The 12984-nt window shown below is 71.9% G+C and carries 12 protein-coding genes; 3 read left to right on the top strand and 9 right to left on the bottom strand.

The genetic code is table 11. The features are described 5' to 3' along the window. Positions 1-427: 427 nt before the first annotated feature. The gene (locus tag LCD33_RS14915) at positions 428-1330 is read left to right on the top strand and encodes an SDR family oxidoreductase (protein ID WP_224968812.1); all 903 of its coding nucleotides are present in this window, start codon (positions 428-430) and stop codon (positions 1328-1330) included. Positions 1331-1579: 249 nt separating this feature from the next. Here the strand turns inward: LCD33_RS14915 and LCD33_RS14920 are convergent, their stop codons facing one another. From LCD33_RS14920 to LCD33_RS14955, 8 genes are all read right to left on the bottom strand, one after another. Next, complete coding sequence (locus LCD33_RS14920; RefSeq protein ID WP_224977958.1) at positions 1580-2491, bottom strand: VanZ family protein; 912 nt, start codon at positions 2489-2491, stop codon at positions 1580-1582. Between the two features lie 226 nt (positions 2492-2717). Further along, positions 2718-3878, bottom strand: a complete 1161-nt coding sequence (locus LCD33_RS14925) for a S8 family peptidase (RefSeq protein WP_224959010.1) — start codon at positions 3876-3878, stop codon at positions 2718-2720. Positions 3879-4524: 646 nt separating this feature from the next. Then, on the bottom strand, positions 4525-5271 hold the full coding sequence (locus tag LCD33_RS14930) for a succinate dehydrogenase/fumarate reductase iron-sulfur subunit (protein ID WP_224959008.1): 747 nt from the start codon (positions 5269-5271) through the stop codon (positions 4525-4527). Between the two features lie 9 nt (positions 5272-5280). After that, positions 5281-7158 carry a fumarate reductase/succinate dehydrogenase flavoprotein subunit gene (locus tag LCD33_RS14935; protein ID WP_224959007.1) on the bottom strand — a complete coding sequence of 626 codons (1878 nt, stop codon included), beginning with the start codon at positions 7156-7158 and terminating at the stop codon, positions 5281-5283. A 10-nt stretch (positions 7159-7168) separates the two neighbouring features. Further along, on the bottom strand, positions 7169-7993 hold the full coding sequence (locus LCD33_RS14940) for a hypothetical protein (protein ID WP_224959006.1): 825 nt from the start codon (positions 7991-7993) through the stop codon (positions 7169-7171). A 92-nt stretch (positions 7994-8085) separates the two neighbouring features. After that, on the bottom strand, positions 8086-8367 hold the full coding sequence (locus LCD33_RS14945; RefSeq protein ID WP_224959004.1) for a hypothetical protein: 282 nt from the start codon (positions 8365-8367) through the stop codon (positions 8086-8088). A 298-nt stretch (positions 8368-8665) separates the two neighbouring features. Further along, positions 8666-8920: a hypothetical protein gene (locus tag LCD33_RS14950; RefSeq protein ID WP_224959001.1), complete on the bottom strand. Its 255-nt coding sequence runs from the start codon at positions 8918-8920 to the stop codon at positions 8666-8668. Next, positions 8917-10791, bottom strand: coding sequence for a hypothetical protein (locus tag LCD33_RS14955; protein WP_224977959.1), 1875 nt, complete (start codon positions 10789-10791; stop codon positions 8917-8919). Before LCD33_RS14955 ends, LCD33_RS14950 begins: the two co-directional genes overlap by 4 nt. Positions 10792-10886: 95 nt before the next feature. On the opposite strand from LCD33_RS14955, the gene LCD33_RS14960 reads away from it, so the two are divergent. Together LCD33_RS14960 and LCD33_RS14965 are read left to right on the top strand one after the other, a co-directional pair. Beyond that, on the top strand, positions 10887-11264 hold the full coding sequence (locus LCD33_RS14960) for a hypothetical protein (RefSeq protein ID WP_224977960.1): 378 nt from the start codon (positions 10887-10889) through the stop codon (positions 11262-11264). Beyond that, a complete protein-coding gene (locus LCD33_RS14965) occupies positions 11261-12550 on the top strand; it encodes a hypothetical protein (protein WP_224968710.1) in 1290 nt (429 codons plus the stop codon). Before LCD33_RS14960 ends, LCD33_RS14965 begins: the two co-directional genes overlap by 4 nt. 12 nt (positions 12551-12562) lie before the next feature. Here LCD33_RS14965 and LCD33_RS28925 read toward each other — a convergent pair whose 3' ends face one another. After that, positions 12563-12832, bottom strand: coding sequence for a hypothetical protein (locus LCD33_RS28925; protein ID WP_255615167.1), 270 nt, complete (start codon positions 12830-12832; stop codon positions 12563-12565). Between the last annotated feature and the right edge of the window lie 152 nt (positions 12833-12984).

The following is a 12984-nucleotide window of genomic DNA, read 5'->3' on the forward strand; positions in this document are numbered from 1 at the left end:
TCCGCTTGGACGAACGGGCCGTTCACTCGATGCCCTCGCCGCTCCTGGCACCGACGGCTCCCCGCGCACCGGATCCCGGGTGAACGGACCGTTCGTCCCATCCCGTTGGTCAGACGGTCCGTTCACTCCGCATCCAGCGGGGCCACTCGATCACCGGACGTCTCTCGGGTGAACGGACCGTTCGTCCCATCCCGTTGGTCAGACGGTCCGTTCACTCCGCATTCAGCGGGGCGGCGCCGGCGTCTCGGCGATCTCCGGGTGCCCCGGTGAACGGACCGTTCGTCCGGTCCGGTTGGGCGAACGGTCCATTCACTCCACCTCGCTCCGGTGCGGTTCCGCGCGCGTCGCTGGACCTACCGAAAGTAAGCTACTGGCGGTAGGCTACTTCGGAGTAGGTGAAGGTCCGCCCAGGAAATCGGGAGCGCGCATGCCGTCAACGACGCCCGGCAAAGTCGTCCTCATCACCGGTGCCGCCCGCGGCATCGGAGCGCAGACCGCGCGGGAACTCGCCCGACGCGGCGCCACGCTGTCGCTGATCGGACTCGAACCCGACGAGCTCAAGGCCGTCGCCGCCGAACTCGGCGAGGGCCACACCTGGTTCGAGGCCGACGTCACCGACCCCGACTCGCTGCAGACCGCCATCGACGGCACCATCGCGGCCCACGGCCGGCTCGACGCGGTGATCGCCAACGCCGGCATCGCGCCGCTGGGCACCGTGCTCAACGGGGACCCGCACGGGTTCACCAAGACCGTCGACGTGAACCTCAACGGCGTCTTCCACACGGCGCGGCTCGCGTTGCCGCACATCATCGAGCAGCGCGGCTACGTCCTGATCGTGTCCTCGCTGTCGGCGTTCGCGCCGATCGGTGGCATGGCCGCCTACACCGCGAGCAAGGCGGGCGCCGACGCGCTGGCCAGCGCGCTGCACTCCGAGACCCAGCACCTCGGCGTCGCGGTCGGCACCGCGCACCCGTCGTGGATCGACACCGACCTGGTGCGCGACATGAAGACCGACCTGCGCAGCTACAGCGAGATGCGCAAGCGGCTGCCCTGGCCGATGCACGCCACCACCACCGTGGAGAAGTGCGGCACCGCGTTCGCGAACGCCGTGGAGCGCCGCTCGCGCCGGGTGTACGTGCCGCGCTCGATCATGCTGATGCACTGGCTGCGCAACCTGCCGTCCTCGAAGCTCGTCGCCCGGCTGATGGCGCCGTCGCTGCGCAAGATCATGCCGCAGATGGAGGCGGAGGTCGCCGCGCTGGGCCGCTCGTTCAGCGCCCGCAACCAGGCGCTCCAGGGGAAGCCGAAGGACCCGGCCGACAAGAGCTGACCAGAGCTCCATCCGGTGGCGCGCCGCCGGATGGTTCCCGGTGGCCGGGCGGAAGCTGGTGGGGGCCCCCCGCCCACCGAGGTCACCCCGCGCCCTTCGACCTTCGAGTGAACGGCCCGTTCGACCAACCAGATCGGACGGACGGTCCGTTCACCCCTTCCCGTTCGCCGCCCCGAAGCGCCGAGCCCCGAGTGAACGGCCCGTTCGACCAACTAGATCGGACGAACGGTCCGTTCACTCCGGGAATCGTCAGCGGGAGCGGGTCGGCGTCCGGCCCGCGGCGGCCGGGACCGCGCGGCCGGGCGACGAAACCGGGCGGGCGGCGGGGCGCGGAGCCCGGGATTCGGCGCGCATCGCCCGAGGGTCGGCGCCCGCCGCGCGGACCGGGGTGGCGGGGCCGGGCACCGGGTTCGCGGGCAACCGCGGCTGATGCGGGGCCCGGCCGCCCGGTGCCGCGGGCGCTCCGGTGCCGCGTGCGGGCCGGGCGGCGCCGGCGAACCGGTCCGAGGGGCCGCCCTCCGGGACGGCCTCGGGCCGCCGCTCCTGCTCGATCTTCTCGATGATCCGCCACACGGTGGTCTGCGCGTCGTCCGGTTCGGCGCTGCGGTGGTTCGGCCCGGGCAGCTGGGCTTCGGCGCGTCGCCAGCTCGCGCACACGACTACTCCTCCGGCGGCGGCGCCGAGGGTGTTGAGCACGACGTCGTCGGTGGAGGCGACGCGGCCGGGAATGCAGAAGAACTGAATGGTCTCGATGGTGAGCGCGGTCAGCAGTCCGCCGATCACGATCTTGCCGAAGCCGTCGAACCAGCGGACCCGCAGCGGCACGAGCGTCGCCATCGGGATCAGCAGCATCAGGTTCCCGCCGAGCTGCACCCACGGGCGGATGTCACCGGGCGCGGCCCGCAACGCGGTGTAGAGGTCGTTGCCGAGCTCCATCTCCACCCGGTCGGCGATCTCGGGCTGGGGGTAGAAGACGAGGTAGCCGGTGAACAGCACCGCGAACACGAGCAGCGCGTCGATCAGCGGATCGTGCAGCGGGGACACCGATCGGAGCCGGTTGCTGCGCACCGTGCCGGACACGGCGGCGACCAGCACCGCGAGGGGGAACAGGACCGTGAGCGCCGGGACGAACCCGTCGAACGCCATGAAGAGTTGATACATCTCAGCCGCTCTTCCTCTGGTCAAGCCAGAACCGCGAACCAACGTCTGCATCAGGCGGTGCCACTCGGGGCGGCGCTGTTCCCGCGCCGCGGGTGACGACCGCCTGCCGCGCTCGGGGGCGCGGCGGGTCGGCGGTCGACATTGACCGATCAAGAAGGAGGTCGAGAATGTGGCCGGGCATCGCCGCTGGGGTCGATGCCCGGCCACACCGGGATCGTGCTGGGCGTCAGCCCGCTTCGACCTGCAGGAGGTCGGCGATGGTGCCCTGCGGCGCACCCTGGATGACGCCGGTCGAGGCCCCGCTCTGCAGGCCCTTGATCACGTCGGCCGGGGCGGCACCCTGGTTGGCTTCGAGGAACAGCGCACCGGCGCCGGCCACGTGCGGGCTGGCCATCGAGGTGCCGTCCATCGCCTCGGTGCCGCCGCCGGGGACGGTGGAGGTGATGTCGACGCCGGGGGCGTAGCCCTCGACGGTGGCGCCGAAGTTGGTGAACTCGGCGGAGGTGTCGGTCTCGTCGGAGGCCGCCGTGGTGAACACGCCCTCGGCGCTGGCCGGGGAGACGTTCTCGGCGTCCTGCGACTCGTTGCCCGCGGCGACCGCGAGGAACACGCCCTTGTCGACCAGGCCGGTGGCGGCCTCGTCGAGCGCCGGGTCCTTGCTGCCGCCGAGCGACATGTTCGCCACGGACGGGCCGTTCGCGTTCTCCGCGACCCAGTCGAGGCCGGCGATGATGTCGTCGGTGGTGCCGCTGCCGTCGTCGCCGAGGACCTTCACGCCGACCAGCTCGGTGCCGGGCGCGACGCCGTAGGTCTTGGAGCCGATGGTGCCCGCGGTGTGGGTGCCGTGGCCCTGGACGTCGGCACCGTCGCCACCGGTGGCGTCGAAGCCGATGGAGGCGCGGCCTTCGAAGTCGGGGTGGTCGACGGCGAGGCCGGTGTCGATGACGTAGGCGGTGACGCCCTGTCCGGTCTGGGCCGGGGTGTAGCTGTCGTCCAGCGGCAGGTCGGGCTGGTCGATCCGGTCGAGGCCCCAGGACCCGGTGGCCGCGGCGTGCGGGTTCTCCACCTGGATGCGGAAGGACTGCGAGACGCCGTCGACGGCCGGGTTGGCGCGGACGTCGTGCAGCTGCTGCGGGCTCAGGGTCGCCGAGAACCCGTTGAGGGTGTTGTTGTAGACGTGCTTGGTCTGCACGCCGAGCTCCTTGGCGACCTCGGCGGCGTTGGCGCCGTCCTTGAGGTTGACGACGAAGGAGTCGCCGGCACCGGCCGCGTTGGCCGTGTGCATGGTCAGCGGGGCCAGGTCTTCCTGCGGGGCGGCGGCGAGTGCGGGGACCGCTGCGACCACGAGCGCCGCGGCCGACAGACCGGCTCCGGCACCGAACAGCATTTTCTTCACGGGATTCCCTCCGTCACGAACCGACAAGTTTCCCGGCGGACGCACCGCCCGAGGCACTGGAGTCGATTGCTCTAATTGACTCGGATGCCAGGAACGTAACCAGCGGATCGAGCTCGAACAAAGACGTGGCTAGAACCCGCCACCCCTTCTCGACGTGCGGAGATGACGTTCAAGATCTCCATCTTGACAGTCCTCATCTGGCGTTTTCCTGAATGCTGGGAGCGATTCGGGCGAAAGTGCCGAGGGACACGTACCGGGACTTTGCCATCATTCCCACGCCGCGTGCGGCGGCTTTACTGTTCAAGCTGGGAAAGCGCGGGAAAAACGTGGAGGACGGTGGCGATGCCGCAGCTCAGCGACCACTTCCGCCAGCCCCCGCTGCCTCGCCTGCTGAAACACCGCCCGCGCGGCCGATTTCGAGCCCGCCGAGGCGCAGCCCGCCCAGCGCGCCCATCCGGAGCCCGAAAAGACCGATTCGAAGAGCCTGATCACCGTGCGCGTTCATCCGAGCCACCGTAAGTGCACGATTCCCGTCAGGTGAAACGAGGTCGTTCACCGCGAAACAGATCGGACATCCGATCGTCGCCCCCGCGCATTGCATCCGATCACATCGCCGAGCGCAATGCGCGCGCGGCTTTCAACGACGTTTGCGGAACAGCCGCAGCAGCGGGTCGTAGTAGCGGTCCGCGGCGCGCTCCTTCAACGGGATGAGCGCGTTGTCGGTGATCTGGATGTGCTCGGGGCACACGTCGGTGCAGCAGCGGGTGATGTTGCACATGCCGAGCCCGTGCTCGGTGCGCGCCTCCCCGGCGCGGTCGGTGCTGCGGGCGTCCAGCGGGTGCATGTCCAGCTCGGCCTGCCGCATCAGGAACCGCGGCCCGGAGAACGCCTCCTGGTTGTCCTCGTGGTCGCGGATCACGTGGCAGACGTCCTGGCACAGGAAGCATTCGATGCACTTGCGGAACTCCTGCGAGCGCTGCACGTCCACCTGCTGCATCCGGTACTCGCCGGGCGCGAGGCCGGGGGGCGGTTCGAACGCGGGGACCTCGCGGGCCTTGACGTAGTTGAACGAGACGTCGCACACCAGGTCCTTGATCACCGGGAAGGTGTGCAGCGGCGTCACCGTGACGATCTCGTCGGTGGCGAACGTGGACATCCGCGTCATGCACATCAGCTTCGGCTTGCCGTTGACCTCGGCGGAGCAGGAGCCGCACTTGCCCGCCTTGCAGTTCCAGCGCACCGCCAGGTCCGGGCATTCGGTGGCTTGCAGCCGGTGCACGAGGTCGAGCACGACTTCGCCCTCCTCGGCTTCGACGACGTGGTCGCGCAGCTCGCCGCCGTCGGCGTCGCCGTGCCACACGCGAAGGTGCGCCAGGTAGCTCATTCGGCCTCCTCAGCCCGCGAGTTCCTCGTCGGTGAAGTACTTGCGCAGTTCGTCGGCGGCGAACAGCTCCAGCAGGTCGGGGCGCACCGGGGGCTGGCGCTGCTCGTCGACCCGCACCCCGTCCCTGCCGAGGGAGCAGGCCAGCAGGGTGCGGCGCCATTCGGCGACCATGCCGGGGTGGTCGTCGCGGGTGTGCCCGCCGCGGCTCTCGGTGCGCTGCACGGCGGCGCGGGCCACGCATTCGCTGACCAGCAGCATGTTCCGCAGGTCGAGGGCGAGGTGCCAGCCGGGGTTGAACTGCCGGTTGCCCTCGACGGCCAGGTGCCGGGCCCGCCCGTCGAGCTCGCGCAGCCGCCGCAGCGCGTCCCGCACCTGCTCGCCGGTGCGGATGATGCCGACGAGGTCGTTCATCACCTGCTGGAGTTCGGCGTGCAGCGCGTACGGGTTCTCCGCGTCGCCCGCGGCGGGTTCGAAGGGCCGCTCCGCCCGCCGCGCCGCATCGTCCACATCGGACTCGCGCGGTGCGGGCCGTCCCGCGCCGGCCAGGTAGTCGGCGGCGCCGATGCCGGCGCGTCTGCCGAACACCAGCAGGTCGGACAGCGAGTTGCCGCCGAGCCGGTTCGAGCCGTGCATGCCGCCCGCGACCTCACCGGCCGCGAACAGCCCCGGCACCCCGGAAGCCGCGGTGTCCGGGTCGACCTCGACGCCACCCATCACGTAGTGGCAGGTGGGCCCGACCTCCATCATCTCGGCGGTGATGTCGACGTCGGCGAGCTCGCGGAACTGGTGGTGCATCGACGGCAGCCTGCGCCGGATCTCGTCGGGGCTCAGCCGGGTCGCGATGTCCAGGAACACCCCGCCGTGCTCGCTGCCACGCCCCTCTCCGATCTCGGTGTTGATGGCCCGCGCCACCTCGTCGCGCGGCAGCAGTTCCGGCGGCCTGCGGTTGTTCTCGGGGTCCTCGTACCAGCGGTCGGCCTCGTCCTCGGTGTCGGCGTAGGCGTCCTTGAACACCTCGGGGACGTGGTCGAACATGAACCGGCGGCCCGCCGCGTCGCGCAGCACTCCCCCGTCGCCGCGCACGGATTCGGTGACGAGGATGCCCTTCACGCTCGGCGGCCACACCATGCCGGTGGGGTGGAACTGCACGAACTCCATGTTGATCAGCGCGGCTCCGGCGCGCAGCGCCAGCGCGTGGCCGTCGCCGGTGTACTCCCAGGAGTTCGAGGTGACCTTGAAGGACTTGCCGATCCCGCCGGTCGCGAGCACCACGGCGGGTGCCCGGAACAGCAGGTACCGGCCGCTCTCCCGCCAGTAGCCGAACGCCCCGGCGATGCGCCCGTCCGGGGCGTCCTTGAGCAGGTCGGTGATGGTGCACTCGGGGAACACCTTCAGCCGCGCCTCGTGGTCGCCGTGCTCGGCGAAGTCGGCCTGCTGCAGGGACACGACCTTCTGCTGCAGGGTGCGGATGAGTTCCAGCCCGGTGCGGTCGCCGACGTGGGCGAGCCGCGGGTACTGGTGGCCGCCGAAGTTGCGCTGGCTGATCTTGCCGTCGGCGGTGCGGTCGAACAGCGCGCCGTAGGTCTCCAGCTCCCACACGCGTTCCGGCGCTTCCCGCGCGTGCAGCTCCGCCATCCGCCAGTTGTTGAGGAACTTCCCGCCTCGCATGGTGTCCCGGAAGTGCACCTGCCAGTCGTCGTGCGGGTTGGCGTTGCCCATGGACGCGGCGATGCCGCCTTCGGCCATCACGGTGTGCGCCTTGCCGAACAGCGATTTGCACACCACCGCCGTGCGCAGCCCGCGCTCCCGGGTTTCGATGGCCGCGCGGAGCCCCGCGCCGCCCGCGCCGATCACGATCACGTCGTAGTCGTGCTGCTCGATCCGCATCGCGGGCCCTTCAGTTGAACAGTCGGGGGTCGGGGAACGCTCCCGAGGCGAGCAGCAGCACGTACAGGTCCACCAGCGCCACCGAGATCAGCGAGGCCCACGCCAGCTGCATGTGCCGCGCGTTCATCGCGGTCACCTTCGTCCACAGCCAGTACCGCACCGGGTGCTGGGAGAAGTGGTTGATGCGGCCGCCGACGAGGTGCCTGCACGAGTGGCAGGACAGCGTGTACGCCCACAGCAGCAGCACGTTCACCACCATGAGCAGAGTGCCGAGCCCGACGCCGAACCCGCCGTCGGCACCGCGGAACGCGATGGCCGTGTCGTAGGTGAGCACGCCCGCGACGAGCAGCGCCGCGTAGAAGAAGTACCGGTGGAAGTTCTGCAGCACCAGCGGCAGCCGGGTCTCCCCGGTGTAGGTGCGGTGCGGTTCGGCGACCGCGCACGCGGGCGGCGACAGCCAGAACGAGCGGTAGTAGGCCTTGCGGTAGTAGTAGCAGGTCAGCCGGAACCCGAACACGAACGGCAGCACGAACACCGGCGGCGGCAGCAGCGGGCCCAGCGCGGGGAACGGCTGCCCCCAGTGGCTCGAACCGGGGACGCAGGCCGCGCTCAGGCACGGCGAGTAGAACGGCGCCAGGTAGTGGTGCTCGGGCACCCAGTAGGCGGTGTTCATGAAGGTGCGGATCAGGCCGTAGACCAGGAACAGCCCCAGCCCGGTGGCGGTCAGCAGCGGGGCCAGCCACCACCGGTCGGTGCGCCGGGTCCGCGGGTCCGGTGGCCCCGGCGGGTGCGCGGGTTCGGCGCCGAACGGATCGATACCGGGGAGTGCGGACATGGCTGACCTCGTCGTCGGTGTCCGGTGCGGCCTGGTGCGCCTCGATCTCGTGTCGTGCCGGGTCGTTCCGGGCGGGCCCCGGGGCGGCCGGTTCAGTGCGGTTGGCGCCCGCCGACCCCTTCGTCGTCCGCGTCGCGCCACAACGCCGGGTCGTAGGGCGTGTCCGGCACCATCACCGTTTCGCCGCCGGCCATCTCGCGGCGCGGGGCGGGCAGGGCGGACAGCTCGGCAAGGTCGATCTCGAGTCGTTCCACATCGTTGCTCAGGCGGCGCACGGCCGCAGCGTCGCCGTAGCGCGAACGGAGCATGCCCACGCTGCTGCGCAGCTGCCCCAGCACTCGCTGCACATCGGTCAGTTCGGTCGTCGAAGCCATGGGCGAGCACCTCTCGTACGGGTCGTCGCATCGACGTCTCCGAGAGTGCCCTCGGGCGCCGAATGTGACAAGGGCCACATGGTCGACTTCGGGGATTTCCCTCGACCGAGCTCCGCGGCGGACCGGATCCGGGCTCCGCGGGGAACCCGCGGTGACCGGGACGGCCTCAGCCGTCGGCGGGGTCGCGGGTGGTGGCGGTGCCGCCGGGAGCGGTGGTGTCGCGGTGGCCGGTGGTGCCCGCGACGGCGGTTCCGCGCGCGGCGCCCGCACCGGCTCGGGCCGTGGTGCCGTCCCCGGCTCAGACTGCGCCGTCGTCCCCGGTCCGAGCGGTGGTGCCGTCCCCGGCTCCGGCCGGGTCGGCGCCGTCCTCGATGTCCGGGCCGCTGGTGGTGTCCGCGCTCGCGCCGCCGACCGCGTCCCCGTCCTCGGACCGGCAGCGGTCCCGGTAGACGATGACGCCGACGACGGCGAGCACCGCGAAGGTGGGCACGAAGAACGGCACGGCCGTGATGATCGGATGGCTGGCCAGGATCTGCGTGCCCGCGAGGATCACCGCGCAGCCCTCTCCGCCGCGGCTCCGCTCTCGGTCGCTCCGGGCTCGACCGCTTCCGGCTCGATCGCCTCGGGCCGGTCGGCGCCGACGCGCCCGATGCGGTGCGCGCCCCAGCCGAGCGACAGCACGAGGGCCAGCGAGCAGGCCAGCACGACCAGCGAGGCCACCACCCACAGCCAGGACGGCACGTCCTGCTTCGTCTCGCGCTGCAGCACCTGCCACTCGGGCTGGGAGTCGCGGCTGAACTGCGCGTCGGCGGGCACGGCGGGCAGGCCGATGGCCGTGTCGGAGGGCATGTAGACGGGGATCGCGACCTGCGCCCGGCCCTGGTGGAACCGGATCATGGTCTTCCAGGTGCCGTGCAGCGGCATCGGCCGGGTGGTGCGGTAGGTGTCCGGGCCGATCGGCACCAGCCGGTCAACGTGCAGGCCGCCGCCCTGCCAGCCGGTGGTGGTGAGCCAGGTGGCGTCCTGCCCGGTGCCTGGCGGGCTCATCCGGATCACGGCCTGCGCGGTGCGGTCCTGCTGTCCGCCGCGCACGTCGGTGAGGGTGACGTCGGCGCGCACCGGCGGCGCGGTGCCGATCAGCGCGTTCGTCACGGCGAGCGCGATCACCACGAGGGCGCCGCCGAACAGCGGTGCCGAGACCTTCGGCTTCGGCGGCGCGCCGCGCAGCGCCAGCGCCAGCAGCGCGCCGAGCACGCCACCGGGGACGCCGCCCGCGACGGCCATGACGGCGCCTTCGACGGCCATGTCCGCGCTCCACGGCAGCGGGAAAGCGACCTGGGTCCAGGCGTACTCGGACGCGTAGCCGACGGTGCCGATGAGCAGGCCGGCCACCGCGCCGAGCACCAGCGGGCGCCGGACGAGGAACACCGCGGCCAGTTCGACGCAGAGCGCTTCGACGAGGTGCAGCGGGATCGCGGCGAACTCCTCGCCGATGATCGGCCCGACGAACACGGCGACGCCGCCGCGCACCAGCACGTAGAACCCGACGGCGAACAACGCCGCCCCGCGCCCGGCCCACAGCCCCCCCACGACGAGCGCGCACCCGGTCGCGACTGCGATCATGAACGGCTGGTGCACCATGCGGAACTGCTGCACGCCGTAGTCGAACTCCGCCTGGAACACGGAGAGCCCGACCAGGAGCCCGCCGACGGCCATGCCGCGGTGCACGAACCGGGACAGCGCACGCGGTTCGCCGAGGTCGGCGCGGGCCAGCCTGCCTTCGCGCTCCAGCAGCACCACGGCGACCAGGGACAGCCCGGCGCCGCCGATGAGCATCAGGTGCGTCGGCCCCCACAGGGTCACGTCCTGGCCGAAGATGCGGTGCCACACGTCGTCGAGGGGGAAGCCGAGCAGCGCGTAGAACCCGGCGCCGGCCAGCAGCACGCCGCTGATCGGGGCGTGCCAGTCGCGGGTGATGCGCACGGCGGCGCGGCCGACGGGTTCGCCCTTGGGCAGCACCACGGCGAGCATGCCCGCGGCGAACAGCCCGAACAGCCCGATGAGGATCGGGTAGTGCGCGACGTTGGCGAGCGGGCCTTCGTCGCGGCCGTGGGTGATGTGCAGGGAGATGTCCCAGTACATCCCGAGCAGCGCGGTGAGCAGCGAGATCATCGCGAGGATCTGTGGCAGCGCGACCCAGCCGGGCAACCCGCCGGGCAGCACCCGCTGGGAGCGCTCGGCGAGCCGGGCGAGCACCTCGGTGCGCCCGGTGCGGTGCCCGTAGCCGAGCAGGAGCAGCAGCAGGGTGAGCGCGGTGGCGCCGCCGGAGGCGATGAAGATCTGGTCGAGCGCGGCACCTCCCGCGGGCCGCACCTCTTGCGCCAGCAGCGTCGTCCAGGGCTGCTCTGCCGGGGTCGAGTTCATGCGGGTCATGGAACACCAGAAGCTGGACAATGTCATCCCCGAATGTGACATTGATTGTTGTCAACGGCCGGAGTGACCTCGGAAGGACCAACGCCATGACAACGACCTGGCGGCTCATCGGATGCGCGTCGACGGCGGCGGCCCTGCTGCTCTCCGGCTGCGGCGCGCCCGCCCCGCGGCCCGCGGACCGGCCCGCCGCGGAGAACGCCGCCCCCGTCGTGATCGACGCCGAAGTCGCGGGCGGGCAGGTACGCACCGGCACCGCGCGCGTCCCGGTGCCGCTGGGCTCGCAGGTTCGCTACCAGGTGCGCAGCGACCAGCCGGACGAGGCGCACGTGCACGGCTTCGACGAGGCCGTCCAGCTCACCCCCGGGCGGGCCGGGGTCATCGAGTTCACCGCCGACATGCCCGGCGTGTTCGAGGTCGAGCTGCACCACTCCGGGTTGTCGCTGCCCAGCCTGGCAGTCCGGTGAGCACCGCGGTCCTCGCGCACGGCCTCGGCGGCCGCACCGACCTGCCGCTCAACGGCGCTGCGGCCGTCGTCGGCGGCGCGCTCGCCGTCGCCGTCTCGTTCCTCGCGCTCGTCGCGCTGTGGTCGAAGCCGTGGCTGGACCCCGAGGCGGGTCGGCCCGTGCGGTTGCCCGTGCGCCACGACCGGTTGCTCGGCACCGTGCGGATCGCCGTGCTGCTGCTGGCGGTGTTCGTGGTCGCCGTCGGCGCCTTCGGCCCGGCGGAGACGAACCGGAACCTGGCCCCGTGGGTGCTGTTCGTGACGTTCTGGGTGGGGCTCATCCCGGTGAGCGTGCTGTTCGGGCCGGTGTGGCGGGCGGTGAACCCGCTGCGCACCCTGCTGCGGCTGCTGCGGCTGGGACGCGCGCCGCGCCCGCTGCCCCCGCGGCTCGGTTACCGGGTCGCCGCCGCGTGGCTGCTCGGGTTCGTGTGGCTGGAGCTGGTCGCGCCGGACCGCGCCGATCCGCGGCTGGTGACCGCGTTGATCGTCGGCTACGCGGTGGTGAACCTGGCGGCGGCCGCCCGCTACGGTCCGGTGTGGTTCGAGCGCGGCGACGGCTTCGAGGTGTACTCGACGCTGCTGGCCCGGTTCTCCCCGCTGGGCAGGCGGGCCGACGGGACGGTGGTGCTGCGCAACCCGCTGGCCGGGCTGGTGCGCGCCGACCCGGTCCCCGGGCTCGCCGGGCTGGCGTGCGTGCTGATCGGCTCCACCGCGTTCGACGGGTTCACCCGCACCAGCTGGTGGCAGGCGCTGCGCAACGCGTCCGGGCTGCCGGACGTGCTGGTGGGCAGCGGTGGGCTGCTGGTGTGCGTCACCGGGGTGTCGGCGCTGTACTTCGGTTCGATGCGGTGGAGCGCGCGGCTGTCCGGCAGCGCCGAGCCGCCGGCCGCCCGGTTCGCCGCGACGCTGCTGCCGATCGCCGTGGGCTACGGCGTGGCGCACTACTTCTCGTTCTTCGTGATCGAGGGGCAGCAGCCGTTCATCCTGGCCGGTGATCCGTTCGGGACCGGGCTGGACCTGTTCGGCTCGGCCGGGAACGTGCCGGACTACTCGGTGCTCTCACCCGGAGTGGTGGCGATGGTACAGATCAACGCGATCGTGCTCGGCCACATCGCGAGCACCGCCGCCGCGCACGACCAGGCGCTGCGGTTGTTCGACGCGCGCGGCGCGCGGGTCGGCCAGCTGCCGGTGGTGCTGGCGATGGTGTTCCTGACCGGCGTCGGGCTACTCCTGCTGCTGTCCGGTTAGGACGGACGCGGATCAGTCGCCGCCGCCACCACCGCTGTCGCCGCCACCGCCGCCGCTGTCGCCACCGCCGCTGTCACCGCTGCCGGACCCCGAGTCGTGGTGGTGCGCACCGTGCCCGCTCGCGTCCGCGCTGTGGACCACCCAGCCCTGGTCCCCGCCGCTTCCACCGTCACCGCCGGTGCCGCGTCCGCGGGAGACCCGCCTGCCGGAACCCCGCCTGGTGGAGACCACCACGAGGACCACCACGACCGCTGAGACCAGCACGACCAACGCCACGGCCACGACCGCCGCCTCCTCGTTCCCACTCCGGTCCGCTTCTCCGGTTCGAGCGGACCGACCGGAAGTTACCAGCGCGCACCGGCGGCGGGGCCGTTTCCGGGAAACCTGCCCGGAACGCCGCGCTCAGCCGTTCCCCCCACCGCCCCCACCGTCGC

The sequence above is a fragment of the Saccharopolyspora sp. 7B genome (genome assembly GCF_020177435.1).
GTDB classification, from domain to species: domain Bacteria; phylum Actinomycetota; class Actinomycetes; order Mycobacteriales; family Pseudonocardiaceae; genus Saccharopolyspora_C; species Saccharopolyspora_C gregorii.